The following is a 23,156-nucleotide window of genomic DNA, read 5'->3' as shown; positions in this document are numbered from 1 at the left end:
TCCTCCTTTCTCAGCGGGCAGCAGAGATTTCCGTAACCATCTCATTAGTCCGCGTAACCCTTAGCTCATAAGCAACACCAGGCACACCCCGCAGATCCACTGCATCAAGGTCTGTTTCTTCATTAAATACAATGCCGTCTATCACTAAAATGTAATCCCCTTCGAGTGCCTGAGGAATCATACCAATTAGCTGCTCTCCTGAGACTTTCTTCAAATCACCGGTCCCTGTATAGGGGGCTAATGCAACTGTAGGCGGCTCCGGCCGACTGGCCTGAACAGTGCTGTCAGCTTCCAGGCGCAGAAACGTAAAGCCGCCAATTACGAACATGATCCAGGCGAATAGGGTTAGCAGGAATTGGGTGGCGGTTTTCATTACTTCACAGGGTCTTGATTAAACTCAATAATCCGGACCTCACCGTTTTTATCCCTATGCAATGTGGCTGTAAAGATAGAGAGCGTATTAATATTGCAGTTATAATCATTAGCCGCATTTACACTTTGATCGAGCATTTGGGATACGGAATAATTGTCAGCATCATCGTTTATATCTGAAAGATTAAGCTCTGTAGCCGCTGTTCCTTCGACAGCCGCTTTCGCTGGCACATAATAAGTTGTGTATGTATTCCGGGCATAGAAACCTTTCTTATTGACGCCTGTCTTAATCAGAATGGAAAATTGAGGTCTTCCCTTATACCGCATAGCAGCATTAATCACATCCTGACCGGACACATCCTTGTTATCATACATATTGAATTCCGCCTGATTGATCATTTGGGTCTGGGCCAGTGTCTGCTCCTGGGCACGGATAAAGTAATTGTTAATAATCAGATAAATACTTACCCCTGCAGCAACAATTAAGATGGTAACAATAATACCGATAACCCATTTCAGACCCGTTGAAATATTCTCCATCTTCAATAACTCCTTCCTGAATATTTATTTCTGCGTAAACACAATTAAACGCACTTCCTGATTACTGTCCCTGTAAACAACAGCTTTAAAGACGGATAGCGTATTTACCAAATGATTTTTATCTCCGTAGGAGGATGGTATCTTGGTCTGATCCAGCATTTCTGAAACACCGATGCCTGCATCGGAATTTTCAGTTTTCGTCAAATCAACAATAGGCTTATTTATATCAGTAGGCTGAGTATAGTTCTTCCCATATGTATTCTCTGCATAAAACCCTGTAGTATTTTCCCCGGTAATGATCTTAATCGCAAACTGCGGACGCCCCTTGTACCGCATCGCCGCATTGATTACATCCTGGCCGGACACATCCTTGTTGTCATAGCTGTTAAATTCCGCCTGATTAATCATCTGGGTCTGAGCCAGCGTCTGCTCCTGGGCGCGGATGAAGTAGTTGTTAATGATCAGGTAAATACTTACACCTGCGGCGATGATTAGAATGGTAACGATAATGCCGATGACCCATTTTAGGCCCGTCGAAATATTTTCCATGAAGTTCTCCTCCTCACTTTATATTGAAAGGTTGCTTCTATACTCTCAGTCCAACAACACTACTGTGCCTGAAAATAAATAGCCGCAATCCGCTCGTTCTTGTCTTTGATCAGCTTAGCCCTGTACCTGGATTGGGGGCTGACGTAAACCGGGCCGGATGCATTTGAAATTTCCTCATCTGTCCGGGTATAACTAATACTGGTCCCTTCCTTGAACTCCCCGCTTGAATAATTAAAATTACGGCAGGAGCCCTCCCCGCTCGGATTCATACTAAATTCCCTGGTGGATACATCCTGACCGTAGACATAAGGTCTTTGAACATAAAGGCAGAAGCCCGGCTGTGACTCATAGCGGCGGTAAGCCGTAAGAATCTGCGAGCCGCTGACCAGCTGATTGTCGAAGGCGGAATATTGCTGCTCCGACAACGCCCTCGCCTGTGCTGCTGCCTGGCTGTTCGCAAGCTCAACTACAGGCTGTGTTTTCCCCCACAGGAACAGGCCGGAGGATATAATGGCCAGCGTGATCAGAATGGATATGGTTGTTTTCAAAAAGCTTGCTATATTCTCCATGCCTGTAGCTCCTTCACATTTTGCCGGTCACAACAGTCAGGTCGCCCAGCTGCTGGAAGGCCATATAGACGAAGGGAAGCAGTAAATATAAGGTGAACGTTGCCTGCATCGGCAAGAACCCGAACATTTTGCCCAGTGTACTTTTCCTGCTGATTACCTTCTCGTAGTGCTCCTTGCGCTGATCCATCGCGAACGCTCTTTCGGCATCCATATCATCGAATGCTTTTTTTACCGGAATCAGATCAGCAGCAACCTGCAGGCGGTCAGCCAGCCGTTCCAGGGGAACAAAACGTGCATCCTCCTTCAGCTTCTCAATGGCATCCCAGCCACCCGCTTCATAATCCAGCATGCAGCGCAGCAGCTGCCGCTCAAAAATATAACTGTAACGGTGCAGCCACTCTATAATTTCATACACGCTGATATTCGGAAATTGCGACAGCATCATCGACAGCGTATTGAAGCCGTCCACCTCATTCTGCATTTCCCATTTCCGCAGCTGGGTTCGGATAATCAGGTAAGCATCCGGGAGGAAGAAGCCTGCCGCAGCCAGCCCGAATGCCAGCAGCAGCTCATACCATTTGTAATATTCCCGGTGGTACTGCTCCACTCTGTTCATCAGCTGCTGTGCATAGGCATTCTGGTCCAGGCTGGACTGAAGAAACGGCTTATGCTCGGCCTGCTCCTGAATATATAGCAGCATCTGATCCGGTGTAATATCTCTCGCTACCAGCTCTCCGATCAGCGACTGCTCGAAGGCATAACGTTCCTCACTGAGCATCTTCTGGGATTCCGTCTGATTCCCGCCCGTCGTAATCAGTACATTGGGATGGAGGAGGTTATGTCTGATATTCACATGGATAGAGAACTGAATAATCACTACGAGCAGGAATATGCCCACTGCAGCCAGGGTCTTCTGTAAGTAGTAGGCATGATGGGAGAGGCCGGAGTTGGCATCCTTCAGAACACCCGCTACCTTAAAGTGGACGGGTTCATGCTCTTCCGGAGTAATCCGGTCCGTTACTCTGTAGACCCACTTGTTCTTCAATAGCCGGTTTAACCACTTGCCTTCATCCTTAATAGCCTGCGTATCCTCATCAACACCCTTCAGAATCCGCAAGGCAACGAACGATACAATAAACGTAATGTACAGCAGAATCAGTGAATACAATCCCCAAGCGGAATTATAGTAATTAGTCACAATCGGGAACATGCTCTCTGCCCATTTACGGATCGGGTCCAGCATGAATACCGGTGACACCGCTACAAAGACAATCCCGTACAACAACCGGTCAATCCGCTCACGGCGGTTGATATCCATATGGATCTCTTCTCTGATATTGCCAAGCATGGACAGATAGATAGAGCGCTCGCCCTTATGAATATCCGCATCGCCATATTCACCTATCTTGTAGCTCACTCCGGCCAATTGCTTCATATACCGGTTAGGTGCAACCTCATAATACCGCTGCAGCTCATCTTCCGGGTCCACCGCTGCAAGAATGCCGGCAATCTGTCTGGCATGCATAGCCACCATAGGCTTGGAACGCTCTGCAGAATTCTCCAGGCTGACCTGCACCATATGTGTCTGATGATATTCATGGCGGATATCCAGAATCATGGAAGACTGGTCATACAGCATCTGCTTGGCCAGACGGCCTATGAAGAGGTCGCTTAGAATTCCTCCCAGATAAATGGAAACCAGCATAATGGTTGCACGGCTGACCCAGGAAGAGGTCCAGAGAAAGGACAGCAGCGAGATCAGCAGAATACAGGCAACGATCATTAGAGTCAGTGCAGCTGCACGGCTTCTGATCATAATTTCATTTCCGGCATGAATTAAGGTGAGGCGGGACCGCATCCGGTGGAGCAGTTTTTTGATGACCGGAAGTTCATCAAGTACCGGATAGGCCTTATGAGCTTGTTCCAGCCATCTTTTGTCCTTGGTACGTGTAGGCAGCAGTGCCTTGAGGCGCCTTTGCTCCTGATATTGCGTGCCCTTCAGCTTACGCTGCACAATGCTGAGCAGGACAAGCAGGAGAGCCAGCAGGATGACGGATGTAACGAGAACAATCAGCACTATATTTTGCAGACTCATGCAGATTGCCCCCAGTACTTATCAATAAATGCAGTGAACTCCGCCGCATCATCCTCATCCATGTTTTTGCGCATTTCATCAATTTTCCGGCTGCTGATTGGATGCTTGACCACGTATTCTCCGGCTTCCCAGACAATGATATCCTTGTAATCATAAGAACGCCTGTCAGTCATCCGCCCGAAATATTCAGTCATGGTATCCATAAAAGCATCCAGCTTGTCCGTAATTTCAGCGCGCTCCGCGTAACTCCGGGGATATTCGAACTGAGGGTCGGCCGGAATAATCTCTGTAATCCGCTCAATATAACGTTTGCCGGCTCTGAGCACCAGATGGACGTTGAAGCCCAGCGCCTCAACCACCTGCACCTCGGCAATTTTTTCATTGCTGAATGCTCCCGAGGCAATCAGGCTGTTGCGGAGTGCACTGACGAGATTCGCCAGTGTTTTGCCGTGATGGGTAAACAAGGTATACTCAGAGGCCACCTGGGCTGCCTGAATGACATAACTGACCACACTGTGAGTGGCGGCTTCGCCGACAATGTTAACCGCACCATCTGTTTTCTTTTGTACATCCAGCCCGTCCTGACCGCTGACCGAGGGCGTTTCCCGAAAAGAAAGGATATTTTTACCCGGATACATTTTTCTCGCCCAAATTTCAAAAGAGGTCTCCTGAATCCGGATATTCTTCGCATCAATATATTTGATTAGCGCTTTGAGCAGCGTTGTTTTACCCGATCCCTGTCTTCCTGTAATTGCAGTTACTTGATGACCAAGGATGAGGTAGACCAGCATATGAATAGCAAGCGGCGCACCCTGATCTTTGATCTGCTGGTCCAGTTCTACCAGTGAATCATTGAATTTGCGGACAAAGAACGCCCAGCTCTCTGCCATTTTGGGCCTCACCACCACGACACGGCTACCGTCAGCCATATCGTTGATGATATAACCCTTGGATTCATTCAGCTGGCCTGGATTGCCGAAGCCGTAAATGTTCTGGCAGACCCGCTTCAGCTCCTTTTCGGAACCGAAGCTCAAGAATTCCAGATGAAGCGATTTCCCCCGGTAAAACGTCCATACCGCATCATAGGATTGCGGAATGAAATGCTGCTGTTTGGTATATTCCAGAAAATCAGTGGTTTGCACGACATCCGGAGGCATCCCGCTTGTTCCGCCATTCACACCGTCGATATTCTGATCCCGCAGCTCATCAATGACCCCAAGACCTTTATAAATTTGATAGGCCCGTTGTACAATAATTTCAATCTTGTCCTGCATGGACAATCCCGGATGCTCCGATTGATAGATGTGGCGGATCTGCTCTTCTGTAATCTTGTATCCCCGGGAACCGTCAGGCAGTCTTTGCAGAGTATCCAGACTATATTTGCTTACCATTACATTAAAGGCATCCTGCCCGTGATCTTTCTTGAAGACATGGAGCAGGATATCGAAGCAATCCTGTGAAGTCAGACGGCCCGCATGGCCGAAGCTGATGATCTTGTCCACATTTCCTTCATCCAGACCATAGGTCTGCACCAGCAGATCCTTCATGTACAGCTTGACGTATTTCTTGGCGGATAAATCACCATGCATGCAGCTTCTAAGTGCCTTCTGCAATTCTCTGCGCCGTGCTTTGCGGCGGTTATATTCTTCTTCGCTCGGACTGCCTTCATAGAGGGAAGAGGCGATAATCTCCTCGAACGCACGTCTCAGAAACAGCACGATTTCATTCATATCGTATTTCAGCTGCACGGATGGCGGAGCCGAGTTTTTACGTCTGCCCAGCCATAAGAACAGGAATACTCCAATAATAATCAGGACTATAAATATCAGGATAAGATTAATCATTTGCAGCTTCCAATTCCGGCAAGGCGGATATTTCCAGCGTCTGAAGAATAAGCTGGCCCATCCCCCGCACTGCAGCAGTGAAAGTTCCGTCTTCACTAAATTCCAGAAAACGGGTCCGGACCTCCCTAGCTTTCAGCAGGAACGGCACGGTCCGGCGCTCGTTCTGTGCATCCATGAACCCGGTATGATAAGGAACTATGCCGACAGCAGATTTTTTCAGCCGGTATTGTTTAATAATTCTTTCCTTATTCATCCTTGAGCTGCGCTCGTAGGCACCCAGGCAATAGAGCACTTGCTTGTCGCCCGGCACAGGCGATCTTCCGCTTGTCTCAAAGTAGGTGTTCAGGCTCACCTGATTTTGACTCAGGTTCACAACAATCAAATCCGCCTGCTCCATAACCAGTGATACCACCTCCGGGTCATCTTCGGCCGAGAGGTCCACAAACAGAAGATCATAAAATCTTCTGTAATCTTTGAAAATATGCGGAAGTAAAAGCTTGGCCGTGTGCTTCTCTGTATTCAAAGATCCGCTTAACAGCTCCAGGCGGTCTTTAAGAATAGATTCCGCATGATCTCTTATCCCCTCGGGGGTAAGCATCCCGCACTGCACCAGCCGCTCAATGGCATCGATCCCCCCGGAAGTCGCCGCCTGAGCAGCCGCCCTTGTCTGAGAGAATACATGTTCAAGCACCCCTTGCTTCAAATGCGTGTGCGTCATCAGCACCCGGATATGATGATCCAGTGCAATCGTTGCCGCCACAACGGCCATATTTGAAGTTGTTCTCCCCTGCCCTCGGGCAGGCCCCCAAAACGCTACCAGCACCTTTACTCCCCCCGTTTCCTCGCATACTGCCATAATTTCTTGATGTCATTCTTAGGCACATTGCCGATTTCAATTAAAAAATCATTTACAGCCACGGCAAAATCCTTATCCACCTTAAGATTCACCCGTCCATCATGAACCCAGTCAATTCTCCGCTCTGCGCTGGTAATATAACTAATCTTGGAGGTGATTACCGGGTAATACCGGTCCACATATTTCAGTCCAAGCCCGCATTCCTCTTCGATAACAACCAGAAGAGCAGGCATATGCTTTTGATCCAGCAATTTATCCACATGTTCCATAGCCTGGCGCTCGTAGCTGGTTGCAAACACAATCTGCTCATCCTCCAGTCCTTCCGGATAACCATGATGCCAGTCATACAGGACAATATCCGGTCTGTCAGCCACATCCGGCTCAGCATCCCGTATCTGTATACCGGATACTTCTCCATCGAAATATTGATAATGCCTGTGGTTGTCCGAAATGATCATGACGTCATTGTTGTAATAGCCTTTTAACAGAATAGCGGCTACCAGGATGAAATCATGTTTCTCACAATCTCCGGCGACAACAATATTCAAATCTGTCACTCTCCTTCCAGCAGACTGTCTTCGCCTGTAGCTTCTGTATTCATCCCGCCCGCCGAACTCTGGTCTGCGCTGGAATCCACAGGTGCCTGATTACTCTGGTCAATGATTCCGTTAACCGATTGGCTGTTGTCCACTTGGGCAGCCTCAGCGGCTGCAGCTCCCTGCTCCGATTTCCGCTTAATTACACCGCTGCCGCTAGGGGCGTCGGCCCCGACACGTATGTTATCTTCATCTTCAAGGGCTTCAAGCCGTTTCTCCAGCTCTTTACGCAGATCCTCAGCCAGGCTCCACTTGGCCTGATCAATAATAAAGGGATTGCTTTTAATGACTTTCAATACATCCAGGTTAGGCACATAATTCACTACTGGCTCCGGCTGAAGCTCAGGCTCCACATACTGCTTCATATACAGCTCAGCATTGTTAATATAGGCATCCACTAAGGCTGCCTGAAGCAGCTGCGCTTCTTCTTCACTATCGTTGAAGAATGTATACTGATTCCCCAGGTCAACATCCTCGAGCGATTTCTTTCCAACAACTATGTAATCCTCACCGTTAGGAAATACGATTCGGATATCGACAACATCCCGTTTGGTCAGCCGCAGCGGAAGCTTGATATACTCTGTCTCTTCCTTACGTTCCGAAGGCTCAAGTCTCGCCTCATCACGCACCATCTCAGTAGTTACCGCTGTCCCCGGCATGGCATTGATCTTCAGGTATTTGCCGACGATTCCCTTGGAATCGCCGATCAGATTGTCCGGAGAAGAGAATTTGGGAAGCTTCTCTGCCATTACATCCTCTGCGGTAATTGCCTCACCGGCAAGCTTGGCGGAGACGAGAACATAGGCTGTCTGGGACTGGTCCATATACCGCTGCAGGACATCATCCTTGTCCGCCAGCTGTGCTTCATAAGCGGCCCGCTCATCAATTAGCCTGGCATTGTAGTGACGGTAGGTTGCGAACCATACCCCGGATGTTGCGACGGCAACAAGACAACCTGAAATTATCGTGTATCTCAACATTTTTTTCCGCTTGCGTACTGCCACTTCATGACCTCATTTCCATCCCTATTTGATTTTCCCTGTCTTTTTCGCTGCAGCTGCAGCTGCTGCTTCAGCCGCAGCCTTTTCACTGGCTTGCCGCTGTGCTTCCTTCACTCTTGCAGCCTCCGCCTCTTCTGTCCGCTGTAATTCAGTTGCATAACTCATCATTTCTGATTCAATCTGGACAATGGCGGCCTTGAACTGATTCATTTTCTTAATCCATTCTGTGCAATGCTGCTTAAACTCCTCACCGCCCATATCTACCCAGTAATCAGATACGCCTCCGATCGCAGTACTCATCTTGTCGCTGCATTCCTGGGCAGGAGCAAGCAGCTGATGGCAATTAAAAGCCATACTTCTAACCAAACCTGAATTCATAGCAGCCTCCTAGTTATGAATTAACGGCTCTCCGGAACAAATGAGAAACCGATACCTATTAACAGCAAAGTCACAAATAATACCGTTCCTGCGATGATCCAGAACAGCGTTTGCTTACGGATAAGCTTCTTCTGGACGGTCAACAGCTTCATAACCCATGCGACAGCCGCTTTATCCGGATAGAGCGGGTCCTGATGCGCCGGCATCAATGTTGCTTCAATTTCCGGGAAATCCTTCTTTAGCACTTGCAGCACTTCCTGATGCCCGTTCTCCAGCAGCAGTCTGCATCGCTTGCGTTCAAACGGGTTCAGGGTATTCAGCTTCTCTTTCAGCAGTTCATATTTCCACATAGCCCCGTTGCCTATCATCATTGGAATTTGTGAGTTCCACCACAGCTCCAGCCCGCCAGTCCCCTTCCGTTCACGGTGAATATCGAGCCAAAGAATGATATGTGTGAAGCCGCTGGCCAGAAGCTCGGACATATCCCAGGAATATCCGCGGCGGTAAAAAGTAACGCCTTCATATTCAAACATAGTGGACACGGAGTCTTCCTTCTCACCTTTAAATACAATCTGTTCAAGTGAGCCGATTTCCGGCCGGTCATCTCCGCAGACCAGTGGCTTCCAGCCCAATTCAGCCAGTCCTGCCGCAACCAGAAAAGCAGCTGCACCTACATCCTCTTCCCCGCCAACGCCGCACACCCCAATAACGAGGGGAACATTGCTGCCCAGTATTCTCTGACCCGTTACAGGCGCAGTTTGCTCCTCAGACGGTAGGGATTGCTCCAGGCTTTCCAGCGTTCCTGTTACGGAAGGTGCCGGAGACTCTGTTCTTGCCGGAGGCCTTGACCTTGTTGCAGTAGCCGCTGTGGCTGGACGCGCAGCATTGGCAGCCCTCCCGGTGTTACCTGCCGGAGCTTGCAGAGCGGCTGCGGGCTGCGGGCGGGTAAGCGACTGGACCGCTCTTACGGGAGCGGGCGGAAGCTCTTCCCTTACCGGAGCAGAGGTAGTTGCTGCCGATTGGCCTCTAAAGGAGAAAAGCCCCTTCTTCTTTCCCAGGATATGATAGTAATCCCTTGTTGTTTTCTTTTCCTTAATCCAGTTCAGCAGATCATCGCCCTGGAATTCGGTGGTGAACTGCAGATCATGAATGTTCATATTTACCATAGACCGGATGAACTCAATATCTGTACGCAGCGCAGGGTCCAGCTGTACAATCAGTCTTGTATGCTTGAGATACTTGCGGATCAGTGTCATGAATCCGGTAATATCAGCAGCCTTAACCGGTGTACCCAGACCCGCTCCGCCCTCCATGATTACGATTGAGGAAGGATCGACCTCTTTACTGCTGAACCCGCTGATAAAGCTATGTAAGGTGGAGTGCTTACCTGAAATAACGTAGCCCTCATGCTCCAGCGCCCTTGACAGAAGCATAATGAGTTCAGGTGAGCAAACTAAATGTACGCTTTTCATAAGAAACCTCCTCGGGTAATTCACCCGCTTAGTAAGGTAATATCCGGATAATTGACCCGTCTCCCTGAATTACATCTGCCAGAAGCACCTGCAGTCCAAGCTCCGACCATCCCTCTCCGGTACTGCTGACCTCACATTTGAATTCCCAATCATCGGGGAGCCAGTTTGCCTGCTTCAGAAGCTCCACACATTCCCCCGCCGTAAGGAAGAGCGACACCTCCAGATCGAGTTCCTTCTCTCCTTTGCCTTTAAACTGAAATGTTGTTAATGCTGTCGACATATACGGCCTCCTCTGAGCGATGTGTTTCTTGCAGCCAAGCTATCATTCCCTCTACCGCTGCTGCAAAATGAACAGGAGTTCTCATGACTCGTTCTTCTGTCCCGCGTTGCAGCAGCGACATATGATCTTCATGTATCAGCAAATTCAGTTCACGTTGTACTTGTACCTTCTCCTCAGTGCATTGGATTTCCGCCAGAGAGAGTACTGATGCACCGGCCAACAGCATTTGTTCCACCCATTTTTCCAGGTCAGACTCTTTATCTGCAACAAGAAATTGTTCTGAGTTACCCAGACCTTGCACTAACGGGGTTCTGTTCACTACCTGGAACACCAGCTCATGCCACGCATAAATTTCCTGCACTTTATAGCTGCTGCCATCCGGCTGATGTTCAAGCTCAAACCAGGCGCCGTCCCGGAAGAAATAGTAGACCTTAAGCGTCTGCTGATACTTTTGTATAATCTGACACAGATATGCCGTACTGCCTGAGGCGATACGGATAAATTCATGAAGCCCTTCCTTCACCTGCGCGTTCCCCATAAAATCAGTCTCCAGATACCCTTTCCTTTCAAGCGATCTCATCTGTGCATCCATAAGGGCGCGCAGACTGCGCTCAGACTCCGCCTTGAGATCCGTATCCAGTCCCGGAAAGCTGTTTCCTCCCGTTAATGCCGTCAGATAGATAATTTCCAGAGCATGCAATTCAAACACCTCACGAGCTGGTTTCATCGCTTCTTTCACCTGCTTATCTATAGTTCTGTTATCATTTTGAGCCGCCGGATTACCCCTTCTGTAAGCAGCATCGCCTCACTGGCGTCCATTCCCCTGTTAAGCTCGTCGTAATCAAGGTGTTCCATCACGGCAGCATAGCATGTGTGATCACTTGGTGCTCCGCCCGACAACAGCGCATTTCCACTGTTAATCAGTTCACCCGCAAGTTCAGTGGTTAATTGCATTTTACTCAGCTCAACAGCATTGCTGCCGACCATCAGGAGCACACCCAGCTTGCCGCCAAATCTCGCAATCCGCTCTAGGTGATCCAGGGATTCATTGTCCATCAGATCAAAGGCTGATTTGAAATGCGGCATCAGAATTACGAGAAGCGGGTATTGGGACAGAATATAACCAGCTTCGTCAAATGCCCCAGGCTCCGGAGAATCGGCAAAGGCCTGCCTGGCATCATTTTTTCGCAGCTGCAGCTGTTCAATGAGTGATTGTGTAAGTTCCAGGAACGCTTCAGCCGTGTCCATATAACGGGTAAGCACAGGGTTGGCCCTCAGGCCCGCCAAGTTGGCCACACCGCTGTCGAGCAGATAGAATTCCTTAGTGACCTGGTTTGCCGAATCATGAAAAGTTTGCACTAATGAGTTGAACCTGAAATCCACCTGCTGCAAGCCGGTGTACGATACAACAAAGTTACTGACATGCTTGATATTGATCGCTGCCGGAAGTGTGGTATTCCAATCCAACCCTGCCGGTACAAGATATTCTCCATCCTCCGGTTGCGCCTTGGAGGCGCACTCCAGAAGCTCTTCCAGCGAAAGCTTGTCCGGAATTACGGCAATACCTACCGGTTCAATCTCTCCGGCCACAGCTTTCATCTCTGCACTAATCCTGCGGAGTGAGGCTGCAACCTGATCATCTGAGCTGCCTTCCCCCGGAAGTGCAGTATGGAATTCCAGAATCCGGTTATCTTTGAGCAGCCCGCGTCCCACAGTGCTCGTTGGCTCCATCCCGTCCGTTCGGCCCAAAATGCTGCTGTAATCCAGCCTGTCAGACATTTGGAACACCAGAGCCTGCTTGACATTCTGGCTGATCCGGTAGGGATAGGAGCTGACAGCATTGGCTGCAAATACAAAATAAATCCCGTAGTTACCGCCTTCTCGTACCAGCTTCGCCAGATCTAATACATGGTCATCGTATGCTTCTGCAAATCCGGTGTAGTTATCAAGGAGAATAACAATGTATGGAACCTTGTCACCAGATGCTGCGCAGTAAGACACCAGATTACTAATGCCAAGCTGCGAGAATTTACGTTTGCGTTCATCCAATTGGGACAACAGCCAGCTGATCAGTTTAGCAAGCTTCTGTTCCTCCTCTGGATAAATAATATCTCCCAGATGAGGCAGCTCATGAAAGACACCCAGTGTCCGTGTACCGAAATCCAATATGTAGAAATGCACGTATTCAGGATCATATTTCAGGGCAAGCGACATAATAATGGTCTTCAAAAGCATGGTTTTGCCGCTGCTCGGCGCCCCGTACACAAGCAAATGTCCATTCTGGTTAAAATTAATGTCCAGATTGTATTGATCCTGATCTGCAGGGTTATCTACCCGCCCAACGGTTGCCGTCAGATTATCCGTTGGCTGCTGCCAGTGGACTCCATTCCAGATTTGCTGCGGCTCCAGCACTTCCGTAAGCAGGAGAGTCTCCGGAAGCGGAGGAAGCCATAGCTGGAAAGCCTCCCGGATGGAGTGCTCAGCCGAAAGGGCAGCGATGTGATTAACCACTGCCTGAAGCTCGCTTAGTTGCGAAGCCCCGTCACCACTCTTCACCTTCGGCAGCAGGGATCTCCGCTCACCGCCCAGGGTGACAATCTCCATCTGAGGTCTTTCATCGCCAGCCGAATCACCACCCGCGTACGGTGCTCCGCTCCAGGAGGACTGGAATAGGGTGAAGACCTCATTATTGCCGACCTGCAAATATCCGCGGCCCTTCTCTTTGATCTCTGCCGCTTCAGGGCGTTTCAGCATTTCCTGGCTATCCGATGGTGTCTGCACCTTCAGACATAGCTTGAAACGCGAGTTACTCCAAATCTGCTCATCGACTACTCCAGATGGCTTCTGGGTTGCCAGTATTAAGTGGATACCCAAGCTTCTTCCGACCCGCGCCGCACTGACCAGCTCTTTCATGAATTCCGGCTGATCCGATTTCAGCTCCGCGAATTCATCCACCACTATGATCAGATGCGGCAACGGAAGACTGACTTCCTTGTTGCGGTACAGGATGATGTAATTATCAATGCTGGTTACACCGGCATCACTGAACAGCCGTTGTCTGCGCAGCAATTCGCTTTTAATGGATGCGAGGGCGCGGTTAATCTGGTTGCCGCCCAGGTTCGTGATCGTTCCTACCAAATGGGGTAGCCCCTGAAACGCATTGGCCATTCCCCCGCCCTTGTAGTCAATCAGGACAAAAGCAACCTCATGGGGATGATAATTTACCGCCAGACCCAGCAGCAGGGATTGTAGCAGCTCACTCTTCCCTGAACCGGTGGTCCCGGCAACCAGTCCATGCGGACCGTAGCTTTTTTCATGCATATCGAACAGCAGGGACTTCCCGCCCGCCCCGAGTCCCAAGGGAATAGACAGCGTCCGGTTGGCCTGATTCTTAGACCAGCGCTGTAGCACATTCAGCTCCTCCACCTGCTCTACCTCAAAGCTCTCCATGAAGGTGACCATTGACGGAATATAACTGTTATTTTGCCCCTCCTTGATTCTAAGCGGAGATAACGAACGGGCAAAAAACTCTGAATGCTGCTTATCCAGAGAATCAACTGTAAAATGATCTGCTAAATGATTTAATAGCTGCCTCGTATCTTTGCGGACCATTCCTTTACCGTCCCTGATTTCAAGAATGGCCTGGCAGTTCAGCGGCAACGCAACATCTATCTTCTCAGAGATAAAAATACTCGTCGCGCCAAGCACAGAATTATTGGACAGCAAAATCTTCATCATTTCTGTGCTATCCCACAATTCAGGAGCAAACACCAGGAATACATAATGTGGGGTCTGCAGCGTCTGCAAGCCATAGCCGCTCTGGCCGCTTTCCTCTCTTTTTCTAAGGATAGGGAGCAGTTCATCGGCAAAATTGGAGGCTTCGTAAGAGGTCGTAGCCAGACTTCTAAATCTCCGGCCTTTGTCCCATGTATGGGGCAGCCATTTCAGCCATGCCCAGTGTTCCAGATCCTCAGGCTGCATCACACATACGATTCTTACGTCATCGTAGCCCTGATGTGTAGTCAGATGAACGATAGCTGCATTCAGAAAATCGCGAACCTCCCGCTTTCTGCCGAATATGCCAAGCGTATTAATATTGCTAAGCGGAATGTACACAGGAATATCTCTTACGAAATACATTTCTTCGCAGATTTTGGCAGCGATTTCTTCAAGCGGATTATCGTCGTCGATTGCTTTGGTTCTGGGGCTGTATGTAGGTACCAGTGAAATGGGCTGTATCCCCACTCCGATCCGGATATTCAAGAAATCATCTTCAATTGCCGTTCTCTCCCATAGCTGCTTGCTTCTGCCGCGGACGATTTCAATGCAGCTGGAGATATCCGGATGTATGTATGTATAAGCCTCACGCTGCGTACTGGCAGCATTTTGCAGCTCATTGCGGACTTGGAATAAATAATTCAGATATTTCTTCTCCAGCTTCTTATTTTGCTCCAGATGCTTCTTCACACTGGATTTGTAATTCATCACCGAGATCATAACTGTTAGAAACGTCATACTCATCGTCGAGATCAGCATCGTATACGATCTGGTCAAGGTTGACATGAAAATTGCAATCAGCATCATCCCGATCGGCGGAATAATAATGGTCAGCCAGGAGAAGGTCGGTTTGCCCGAAGGCTTGGCAGGGTCCTCCAGAGCCAGTTCGCCTTCCGGATAGCTTGGTTTAATTCTAGGGGTTCTTTGTACCTGATTGGTTAGCATTTCTTGTACGCTCATTTTTTTCATCACCACTGGATAGGAATTTTGGATTACCAAGCTCATTTAATTTAAAATTTTTAATAAAAAAATATAAAATTTCATTAATTTGGGATTTATATTTAGCATTATCGGTAATCCTCGACAATAGTTTATATTTTCCATAACATTTATTGTTAATATAGTTCATTAATCCCTAATTAGTCACCCTTCTCTTTAACGTATTAAAATTAACAGAGCATAAAGATATAGTTCAATAGCCACTATGCTCATTTCTGCAAGCACCGGAATTATGCATAATGGCATATTTACTTTTTTTACCTAACCCCGATTATATTTACCATCCGTTTTCTATCTTTACTTAAAATGTATTTTTTTCGTTAGTACACCCCCGTCAAACTTTTTTATTTATTTATCAGCCAACTGCCGGCTTCTCTACTTCAGGACTTCAATACTATGAATAATGACTGTGTCAAAACTATTCCATTGTCCTATTAAAATAAAATACCTGCGGGAATTTACTTCTTAGCCTCAAGTTTTGAAGTACTCAAAAACAAATAGGCCGCCAAAATGGCGGCCTATTCTTCTGCTGCTGAACCTAGTTCAGGTATTCTGCTTGATTTCATATCCGTTTTTTGTCCTTACCCTTTAACCGCACCGCCAGTAAGTCTCCGGACCAATGTTTTGAAGCCGAAGAGGAAGCGGAGATCAGCGGAAGCGTGCCCAGGGTCAGACCCAGGATACTTGCCGAATAATCCGTAAGGAGATCAGCCCCAGGGTGCTGATGCCCGGCACCAGGAACGGAACTACGATTCTTGTGAGAATGGCCGATTCCGAGCAGCCGTCGATCCGCGCGCTTTCGATGACCTCGGTCGGGACTGAGGCGCGGATGAACTGGGTCATGAAGAATACGCCGAAGGCGTTGTTCAGTCCGGCCAGAATCAGCGGCGCATGGGTGTTGTTGAGGTGGAACCACTTCATTTCCATAACATAAGCAATCAGGCCCAGGGCACCATATCGTATACTTTCTCCAGTGCAAGCGGCTCATCATCCACAAGCATGACCGAAATTACAAAATCCATTGCACCCCCCGCTCCTGTCGATGTCTAATATATATGCAGGTATAACGGAACATAAGGCGCCATCAATGGATGTACCCACAACAACAAAAAAAGCAACTCATCCGGAGACAAGTCGCTATTCTAAACGCTCTATTTATATAACAAAAAAACCCTTGAATCATCAAGGGTTTCCTGTCCATTACAATTATGCGGTAGAGAGGACTCGAACCTCCACGGGTATACACCCACTACCCCCTCAAGATAGCGTGTCTGCCATTCCACCACTACCGCATATTGGTGACTCGTATGGGATTCGAACCCATGTTACCTCCGTGAAAGGGAGGTGTCTTAACCCCTTGACCAACGAGCCAGATGATAAGCTTGTGTGTTTGTCACAACAAAAATGAGTATATCAAACCTCGCTAAATTTGACAAGCCTTTTTCCAAAAGAAAATATCAGGGAGAAATACGGCGTGCAGCCTCCGCTTCTCCCCATCCCAGCCCCGCCTTCCCGCGAGGACAGAAACTATATTCTCCCATTCTTAAATACGTCCGCCAGCGGCAGCTAGGACACGGATTCCATCGGCACATTCATAGCCCAGACTCTGCGCTACTGCGGGATTCGTTACGTGTCCAGCTACCACATTCAAGCCGCGGGCAAGCGCCGCATTATTGACCGCAGCCACATGAATGCCATGATTGGCAATCTGCAGCGCATAAGGGATCGTCACATTGGTCAGTGCCAGTGTAGAGGTCCGGGCGACCGCCCCCGGCATATTGGCCACCGCATAGTGCACCACGCCATGCTTCACATAGGTCGGGTTCTCATGGGTTGTAATCCGGTCGATGGTCTCAATCGAGCCGCCCTGATCAATCGCCACGTCCACGATCACAGAACCCTCTGCCATTTGCTGCACCATATACTCTTTGACCAGCTTCGGCGCACGGGCACCGGGAATCAGTACAGCCCCGATCAGCAGATCGGCTTTGCGGACAGCCTGCTCAAGATGATAAGAATCCGACATCACCGTAATGAGCCTACCGCCAAAAATATCATCCAAAGCCCGCAGCCGGTTCGCATTCAGATCCAGGACTGTCACGCGTGCCCCCATCCCCAGGGCAATCTTCGCCGCATTGGTGCCGACAATACCGCCGCCGACAATCACTACCTCTCCAGGCTGAACTCCCGGCACACCGCCCAGCAGGACGCCTTTGCCTCCCTGCGGCTTCTCCAGCAGCCCGGCACCGATCTGCACAGCCATCCGTCCGGCAACCTCGCTCATCGGGATAAGCAGCGGCAGGGAGCCATCTTCAAGCTGGATGGTCTCATACCCTACCGCCGTCACCCCGCCCTCCACAAGCGCCTTGGTCAGAACCGCCTCCGGCGCCAGATGCAGATATGTGAAGAGAATCAGGCCTTTGCGGAAATAAGCATATTCCTCCGGCAGAGGCTCCTTCACTTTAATGATCATCTCCGCCTTGCCCCAGACTTCCGCAGCGGTGTCCAGAACTTCAGCACCTTTATCCAGGTATTCTTGATCTTCGAAGCCGCTGCCTGTGCCGGCAGAGGCCTGGACGAACACCTCATGCCCCGCCTTCCGGAGTGCTTCTACCCCGGCCGGGGTTATGGCGACGCGGTTCTCATTATTCTTGATTTCTGCGGGTACGCCAACAATCATGCTGATTCCCCCTCAAAGTTTTGTAAGCATAACCTTCCTTGATATAACATCGGCAAAACTCGCTTCGGAAGCACAGGCAAAGTTTGGTGAGCATAGTGATATGAGAAAAGAAAGGCTCAGAATTGAGCCTTTCTCTTCTCAGCTAAGGTGATGCAGGAGGCCGCACGGCCTCCTGCGGTTTAGAACCCCAATTCCATTCACCTTAGTATATGCGGATTTCCTTCTTAAGGATTAACCTTTGTTTCGAAGGTCTGTTTACCGTCAACGAATTTCAGAACGACAGCCGCTTTAACCGGGTCATGTGTTTCGTTCAGGGTAATTTTGCCTGTAGCGAGCTGCAGATCTTTGGTTGCTGCCAAAGCTTCTGTAATTTTGGCCGGATCAGCTTCACCGGCACGGGTGATGGCATCAGCCACCAGCTTCAGTGCATCGTAACCAAGGGCAGCCATACCATCCGGAACTGCACCGCCGTTAGCTGCTTTGTAAGCTTCAACGAAGCTCGTTACTTCAGTAGCTGTATCTTCAGGCGAGTAGTGATTGGACATGTAAGTGTTCTCCAAGGCTTCTGAACCAGCGATTTCAGCCAGCTGCGGAGAATCCCATCCGTCGCCGCCCAGGAATGGAACGGTAATACCCATTTCACGGGCCTGTTTCACGATTTTACCAACCTCTTCATAGTAGCCCGGCAGGTAAATTACATCGGGGTTAGCTGCTTTGATACGTGTCAGAACGGCTTTGAAGTCAGAGTCTTTCTGTTGGTAGGACTCCTGGCTCAGCACTTCGCCGCCTTTAGCTTTGAAGGTCTCTTCGAAGAACTTCTGCAGACCTTTGGAGTAGTCACTCGAAGTATCTGTATAGATTACTGCTTTTTTGGCTTTCAGGGAGTCGATTGCAAAGTTAGCCATCACTTCACCTTGGAATGGATCGATAAAGGCTGCGCGGAACACATATTCATTCACATTGCCACTGCGCTCATCTACAGTAACTTTAGGGTTGGTGGCACCTACTGCAACGAGTGGAATCTTCTTCTCGGTAGCAACCGGAACGATACCCAGCGTATTGGTAGAAGTGGAAGCACCAATGATTGTAACAACCTTATCATTGGTAATCAGCTTCTGTGCTGCTTGCGTTGCTTCTTCAGACTTCGAAGCGTTGTCGGCAATTACCAGTTCCAACTGCTTACCAAGAATCCCGCCCGCTGCGTTGATCTCATCAACAGCCAGCTTCGCGCCCTTCGATGCGGAGTCGCCGAAAGAAGCTTGACCGCCTGTGAGCTCAAGGTCAGCCCCGATTTTGATTGTGCCTGCGGCAGCATTTCCGCCGCTTGCAGAGTTACCGCTGTTCTCTGTGTTGTTGCCACAGCCCGATGCTAATACCGCAGTCAGTACTGTCGACAAAATAATGGCCCCAATTTTCTTCATTGTTTCTCCCAGCCTCCCGATTAATTAATTTTTATATGTTGTTTCTGTGATGCTGCTGTAGTTAGGCGTATCTGTTTAGTGACCAAGATAAGCCATTTTGATTTCATCGGAATCGGCCAATTCCTTGGCGTCTCCTTCAAGTACTACCCTGCCTGTCTCCAGAACATAGGCACGGTCGGCGATTTTGAGCGCCTGATGTGCATTCTGCTCAACCAGCAGCACAGTGGTTCCCGCGTCATTGACTTCTTTAATGATTTTGAAAATATCCTGGACCAGCAGCGGCGCCAGCCCCATGGACGGTTCATCCAGCAGCAGCAGCTTGGGGTGTCCCATAATCGCCCGCCCCATGGCAAGCATCTGCTGTTCCCCGCCGGACAGCGTTCCGGCCTGCTGCTTCTTACGTTCCAGCAAACGGGGGAAGGTATTGTAGACTCTCTGGAAGTCAGCTGCCAGGCTGCTGGAATCCTGCAGATAAGCACCCAGCTCCAGGTTCTCCTCAACGGACATATTCGCGAAGACACGGCGTCCTTCAGGACAATGAATTAGCCCTTCCTTAACAATCGCTTGAACACTTTGATTGACAATCGATTTATCCAGGAATTCAATACTTCCTATCTTGGGTTTAAGCAGCCCCGAAAGCGTCTTGAGCAGCGTTGACTTGCCGGCGCCATTGGCACCGATTAGTGTAACGATCTCTCCCTGCTTCACGTTGATGCTGAGATCCTTCAAGGCATGAATAGCTCCGTAATAAACATTGATTCCTTGTACTGTAAGCATAGTTCTACGCCTCCTGTCCCAAATACGCTTCGATAACCTTCGGATTATTCCGGATTTCCACCGGAGTTCCGTCAGCGATAAGGATTCCGCGGTCCAGGACGTAAATCCGGTTGCAGACACCCATAACCAGCGACATATCATGCTCGATCAGCAGAATGGTAAGGTCGAATTCTTCACGGATCCAGGCGATCAGATTCATCAGATCACGTGTCTCGTTCGGGTTCATCCCGGCCGCAGGCTCATCGAGCAGCAGCAGCTTGGGTCCGGCAGCAAGCGCGCGGGCAATCTCAAGGCGGCGCTGGTTACCATAGCTCAGATTGCTGGCTACCTCATGACTCTGATCGGCAAGATTGAATATTTTGAGGATATCCATCGCCTTCTGAGTGATTTCGTCCTCTCCCTTGAAATGCTTCGGCAAACGGAGCATAGACGAGAATAACGAGTGTTTCGCATGCTGATGAAAAGCAATTTTGACATTCTCCAGCACAGTCATAGCCGTAAATAAGCGGATGTTCTGGAACGTACGGGCGGCACCCTTATGGTTAATTTTATAAGGCTTCATACCGCCAATGGATTCGTTATTTAGAAGAATGCTGCCTGATGAAGGGGGGTACACCCCGGTCAGCAGATTGAATAATGTTGTTTTGCCGGCGCCGTTGGGTCCGATCAGCCCAATCAGTTCACCTTTATTAATATGAAGGGAAACCTCACTGACTGCCTTAAGTCCGCCAAAGGATCGGCTGGCCTCCTTAACGTCAAGGAGCACTGCTGCCTTCGATTGCGTCATTTGCCTTAGCCTCCTTTTTGCCGAACTTGCCGAATGAGAATTTGGTTGTGCCCAGCAGACCGCTTGGGCGGAAGATCATCATCAGGATGAGCACGATGGAGTAAATAATCATGCGCCATTCCGGGAATTCCCGAAGGTATGTGTAGAGCAGGGTAACGAACACCGCTCCGACGATGGAACCAGCCGTGCTGCCAAGTCCCCCGAGAACAACCATAACGATAATTTCAAACGACTTCAGGAAGTTGAAACTGCCCGGCGTGATAACGTAGAACGTATGAGCTGACAACCCGCCAGCAATCCCGGCAAACAAGGCACCGATGGTGAAAGCGATAATTTTGTAGCGTGTCGTATTAATACCCATAGCCTCTGCTGCAATTTCATTCTCACGGATAGCAATACATGCCCGGCCGTGTGTAGACCTAATGAAGTTATTAATCAGAACCACAGAAATCAGGGTGAAGAAGAATAACATCGTCCATGTTGTTTTGGCAGGAATACCGCTGAGCCCTGAAGCCCCGCCGACGAATTCTGTATTCAGCATGACAATCCGGATGATTTCACCGAATCCCAGTGTGGCGATGGCAAGATAGTCACCATTAAGCCGGAGGGTAGGCATTCCGATCAATACGCCGAATACCGCTGCCAGGAGTCCGCCTGCAATAATGGCTGGAACGAATGGCACGTTGTAGTCAAGGGTAAGGATCGCCGAAGTGTATGCACCTACGGACATAAATCCGGCATGACCAATGGAGAACTGCCCGGTAATCCCGGTAATCAGGTTGAGCGATACGGCAAGCATGATGTTAACACCAATTAGAAGCAGCATAGATTGGTTTACATCACTTAGTACTCCCGTTGTTAGAAGAACTTTAACAACTCCATAGAACGCAAGGGCAACGATAATGCCCATCCAGAACTTTTTATTTATATTTTTCACGGCAGTTCCCTCCTACACTTTCTCCCGGACATTCTTGCCAAACAGTCCGGATGGTTTAAAGATAAGGATCAGAATCAGTACCGCGAATGCCACGCCGTCACGCCATGAGGAGAACCCGAGTGAAGAAATCTCTGTCTCTACCGTTCCCAGCAGCAACCCGCCTACAAGGGCACCAGGAATACTTCCAATTCCCCCGAGCACTGCAGCTACGAATGCTTTGAGTCCAGGCATAACCCCCATCAAAGGATCGACTGAGTTATACGTCATTCCAAAAATGACTCCGGCAGCAGCAGCGAGCGCTGAGCCGATTGCGAATGTAGCTGAAATGGTGCGGTCTACGTTGATCCCCATCAATCGCGCCGCCTCCACATCGAATGATACCGCCCGCATTGCTTTACCGGTTTTGGTATAACGGACGATATACTGCAGGACAAGCATTAGAATAATCGTTGTTAGCAGAATCATTATCTGATTGGATTCCACTTGGATGGAAGAACCGAACAGATGATATTGCTTCTTCTCCATAATATCCGGGAAGCCTTGAGCCTGAGGCCCAAGAATCAATACTCCGGTATATTCAAGCAGGAAGGATACACCAATCGCAGTGATCAACGCGGCAATCCGGGTTGACTTGCGAAGCGGCTTGTAAGCCAGACGCTCTATTGTGATACCGAGCAATGCGCTGATGGTCATCGAAATGATCAGCGACAAGAGCAGGACAACGATGGGCGGCAATCCGGCATTCGCCAGATATTTGGCACTGTAGAGTCCGATGAACGAACCTACCATAAATACATCGCCGTGCGCAAAATTGATCAGTTTGATGATACCGTAAACCATAGTGTAACCAAGGGCGATCAGAGCATAGATACTGCCTACGGAAATCCCGTTAATTAGTTGCTGAATGAAGTACTCCATCGCCATCCCCTTTTCCCCATAATAATCAAAATTCCCCTTTCTCTGCCTTGCCTCTCTTTTATTTCTTTATGATGTCATTTATATTAACACAAGGGTTGGGTGTCGTCACTAATTTTTATGTGAATTAATATAAAATTCAAGATTTAATGTTATGTTACATAACATGGTATGTGTAGTATTCGGTAGGTTTTTGTTACTTTTCGAAAAATTCGTAGAAAACGGGAGTAAAACAGAGGATTTTAAAGCAGGATAGTTTTAGGATTTGTTTCCTTTTCTTATACAATACTTTATTTACACGCAATTAATAT

General features: G+C 49.0%; 21 protein-coding genes and 2 tRNA genes. All 23 read right to left on the bottom strand.

What is annotated here, in order from left to right:
• Nucleotides 1-10 precede the first annotated feature (10 nt).
• Nucleotides 11-373, bottom strand: a complete 363-nt coding sequence (locus tag NSU01_RS06610; RefSeq protein ID WP_076242361.1) for a hypothetical protein — start codon at nt 371-373, stop codon at nt 11-13.
• Complete coding sequence (locus NSU01_RS06605) at nt 373-912, bottom strand: hypothetical protein (RefSeq protein ID WP_042134289.1); 540 nt, start codon at nt 910-912, stop codon at nt 373-375. The genes NSU01_RS06610 and NSU01_RS06605 overlap by 1 nt, the downstream gene beginning before the upstream one ends.
• A gap of 24 nt (nt 913-936) precedes the next feature.
• Complete coding sequence (locus NSU01_RS06600) at nt 937-1,461, bottom strand: hypothetical protein (RefSeq protein WP_042134287.1); 525 nt, start codon at nt 1,459-1,461, stop codon at nt 937-939.
• A gap of 59 nt (nt 1,462-1,520) precedes the next feature.
• Entirely contained in the window at nt 1,521-2,030 is a 510-nt protein-coding gene (locus NSU01_RS06595) for a hypothetical protein (protein ID WP_076242360.1), read from the bottom strand.
• Nucleotides 2,031-2,043: 13 nt separating this feature from the next.
• Nucleotides 2,044-4,125 (bottom strand): hypothetical protein, encoded by a 2,082-nt coding sequence (locus tag NSU01_RS06590; protein ID WP_042134284.1) that lies wholly within the window; start codon nt 4,123-4,125, stop codon nt 2,044-2,046.
• The gene (locus NSU01_RS06585; protein WP_076242359.1) at nt 4,122-5,969 is read right to left on the bottom strand and encodes a Flp pilus assembly complex ATPase component TadA; all 1,848 of its coding nucleotides are present in this window, start codon (nt 5,967-5,969) and stop codon (nt 4,122-4,124) included. The genes NSU01_RS06590 and NSU01_RS06585 overlap by 4 nt, the downstream gene beginning before the upstream one ends.
• Nucleotides 5,962-6,792 (bottom strand): hypothetical protein, encoded by an 831-nt coding sequence (locus NSU01_RS06580; RefSeq protein WP_144025952.1) that lies wholly within the window; start codon nt 6,790-6,792, stop codon nt 5,962-5,964. Before NSU01_RS06580 ends, NSU01_RS06585 begins: the two co-directional genes overlap by 8 nt.
• A gap of 2 nt (nt 6,793-6,794) precedes the next feature.
• The gene (locus NSU01_RS06575) at nt 6,795-7,373 is read right to left on the bottom strand and encodes a hypothetical protein (protein WP_042134276.1); all 579 of its coding nucleotides are present in this window, start codon (nt 7,371-7,373) and stop codon (nt 6,795-6,797) included.
• 5 nt (nt 7,374-7,378) lie between these two features.
• The gene (locus NSU01_RS06570; RefSeq protein WP_042134274.1) at nt 7,379-8,425 is read right to left on the bottom strand and encodes an SAF domain-containing protein; all 1,047 of its coding nucleotides are present in this window, start codon (nt 8,423-8,425) and stop codon (nt 7,379-7,381) included.
• A 21-nt stretch (nt 8,426-8,446) separates the two neighbouring features.
• A complete protein-coding gene (locus NSU01_RS06565) occupies nt 8,447-8,800 on the bottom strand; it encodes a hypothetical protein (RefSeq protein ID WP_144025951.1) in 354 nt (117 codons plus the stop codon).
• Between the two features lie 20 nt (nt 8,801-8,820).
• Nucleotides 8,821-10,272, bottom strand: coding sequence for a hypothetical protein (locus NSU01_RS06560; protein WP_076242357.1), 1,452 nt, complete (start codon nt 10,270-10,272; stop codon nt 8,821-8,823).
• 28 nt (nt 10,273-10,300) lie between these two features.
• Nucleotides 10,301-10,552, bottom strand: coding sequence for a hypothetical protein (locus NSU01_RS06555; RefSeq protein WP_042134268.1), 252 nt, complete (start codon nt 10,550-10,552; stop codon nt 10,301-10,303).
• Nucleotides 10,521-11,291 (bottom strand): hypothetical protein, encoded by a 771-nt coding sequence (locus NSU01_RS06550; RefSeq protein WP_144025950.1) that lies wholly within the window; start codon nt 11,289-11,291, stop codon nt 10,521-10,523. Before NSU01_RS06550 ends, NSU01_RS06555 begins: the two co-directional genes overlap by 32 nt.
• A gap of 8 nt (nt 11,292-11,299) precedes the next feature.
• Nucleotides 11,300-15,289, bottom strand: coding sequence for a type VII secretion protein EssC (gene essC, locus NSU01_RS06545; protein WP_076242355.1), 3,990 nt, complete (start codon nt 15,287-15,289; stop codon nt 11,300-11,302).
• 708 nt (nt 15,290-15,997) lie between these two features.
• Entirely contained in the window at nt 15,998-16,255 is a 258-nt protein-coding gene (locus tag NSU01_RS06540; protein ID WP_076242354.1) for an ABC transporter permease subunit, read from the bottom strand.
• A gap of 282 nt (nt 16,256-16,537) precedes the next feature.
• A tRNA-Leu gene (locus NSU01_RS06535) sits at nt 16,538-16,620 on the bottom strand.
• A 4-nt stretch (nt 16,621-16,624) separates the two neighbouring features.
• A tRNA-Glu gene (locus NSU01_RS06530) sits at nt 16,625-16,699 on the bottom strand.
• 172 nt (nt 16,700-16,871) lie between these two features.
• Nucleotides 16,872-18,008: an alanine dehydrogenase gene (gene ald, locus NSU01_RS06525; RefSeq protein ID WP_076242353.1), complete on the bottom strand. Its 1,137-nt coding sequence runs from the start codon at nt 18,006-18,008 to the stop codon at nt 16,872-16,874.
• Nucleotides 18,009-18,232: 224 nt separating this feature from the next.
• Nucleotides 18,233-19,429: an ABC transporter substrate-binding protein gene (locus NSU01_RS06520; RefSeq protein ID WP_076242352.1), complete on the bottom strand. Its 1,197-nt coding sequence runs from the start codon at nt 19,427-19,429 to the stop codon at nt 18,233-18,235.
• Between the two features lie 75 nt (nt 19,430-19,504).
• Nucleotides 19,505-20,206: an ABC transporter ATP-binding protein gene (locus NSU01_RS06515; RefSeq protein ID WP_076242351.1), complete on the bottom strand. Its 702-nt coding sequence runs from the start codon at nt 20,204-20,206 to the stop codon at nt 19,505-19,507.
• 4 nt (nt 20,207-20,210) lie between these two features.
• Nucleotides 20,211-20,993, bottom strand: a complete 783-nt coding sequence (locus NSU01_RS06510) for an ABC transporter ATP-binding protein (RefSeq protein WP_042134258.1) — start codon at nt 20,991-20,993, stop codon at nt 20,211-20,213.
• Nucleotides 20,962-21,930 carry a branched-chain amino acid ABC transporter permease gene (locus NSU01_RS06505; protein WP_179093401.1) on the bottom strand — a complete coding sequence of 323 codons (969 nt, stop codon included), beginning with the start codon at nt 21,928-21,930 and terminating at the stop codon, nt 20,962-20,964. Before NSU01_RS06505 ends, NSU01_RS06510 begins: the two co-directional genes overlap by 32 nt.
• Before the next feature lie 12 nt (nt 21,931-21,942).
• A complete protein-coding gene (locus NSU01_RS06500; RefSeq protein WP_039296535.1) occupies nt 21,943-22,848 on the bottom strand; it encodes a branched-chain amino acid ABC transporter permease in 906 nt (301 codons plus the stop codon).
• Between the last annotated feature and the right edge of the window lie 308 nt (nt 22,849-23,156).

The organism is Paenibacillus sp. FSL H8-0259 (assembly GCF_037963255.1).
GTDB lineage: Bacteria > Bacillota > Bacilli > Paenibacillales > Paenibacillaceae > Paenibacillus_AQ > Paenibacillus_AQ phytohabitans.
Note: the sequence above shows the minus strand (reverse complement) of the source record. Positions and strands in the feature narration are given on the sequence as shown.

Coding starts and splice junctions, on each gene's coding strand:
- essC (WP_076242355.1), bottom strand. CDS start 15,289: ATGAGCGTACAAGAAATGCTAACCAATCAGGTACAAAGAACCCCTAGA.
- NSU01_RS06510 (WP_042134258.1), bottom strand. CDS start 20,993: ATGACGCAATCGAAGGCAGCAGTGCTCCTTGACGTTAAGGAGGCCAGC.
- NSU01_RS06540 (WP_076242354.1), bottom strand. CDS start 16,255: ATGGAAATGAAGTGGTTCCACCTCAACAACACCCATGCGCCGCTGATT.
- NSU01_RS06590 (WP_042134284.1), bottom strand. CDS start 4,125: ATGAGTCTGCAAAATATAGTGCTGATTGTTCTCGTTACATCCGTCATC.
- NSU01_RS06520 (WP_076242352.1), bottom strand. CDS start 19,429: ATGAAGAAAATTGGGGCCATTATTTTGTCGACAGTACTGACTGCGGTA.
- NSU01_RS06515 (WP_076242351.1), bottom strand. CDS start 20,206: ATGCTTACAGTACAAGGAATCAATGTTTATTACGGAGCTATTCATGCC.
- NSU01_RS06600 (WP_042134287.1), bottom strand. CDS start 1,461: ATGGAAAATATTTCGACGGGCCTAAAATGGGTCATCGGCATTATCGTT.
- NSU01_RS06585 (WP_076242359.1), bottom strand. CDS start 5,969: ATGATTAATCTTATCCTGATATTTATAGTCCTGATTATTATTGGAGTA.
- NSU01_RS06565 (WP_144025951.1), bottom strand. CDS start 8,800: ATGAATTCAGGTTTGGTTAGAAGTATGGCTTTTAATTGCCATCAGCTG.
- NSU01_RS06500 (WP_039296535.1), bottom strand. CDS start 22,848: ATGGAGTACTTCATTCAGCAACTAATTAACGGGATTTCCGTAGGCAGT.
- ald (WP_076242353.1), bottom strand. CDS start 18,008: ATGATTGTTGGCGTACCCGCAGAAATCAAGAATAATGAGAACCGCGTC.
- NSU01_RS06555 (WP_042134268.1), bottom strand. CDS start 10,552: ATGTCGACAGCATTAACAACATTTCAGTTTAAAGGCAAAGGAGAGAAG.
- NSU01_RS06560 (WP_076242357.1), bottom strand. CDS start 10,272: ATGAAAAGCGTACATTTAGTTTGCTCACCTGAACTCATTATGCTTCTG.
- NSU01_RS06605 (WP_042134289.1), bottom strand. CDS start 912: ATGGAGAATATTTCAACGGGTCTGAAATGGGTTATCGGTATTATTGTT.
- NSU01_RS06595 (WP_076242360.1), bottom strand. CDS start 2,030: ATGGAGAATATAGCAAGCTTTTTGAAAACAACCATATCCATTCTGATC.
- NSU01_RS06610 (WP_076242361.1), bottom strand. CDS start 373: ATGAAAACCGCCACCCAATTCCTGCTAACCCTATTCGCCTGGATCATG.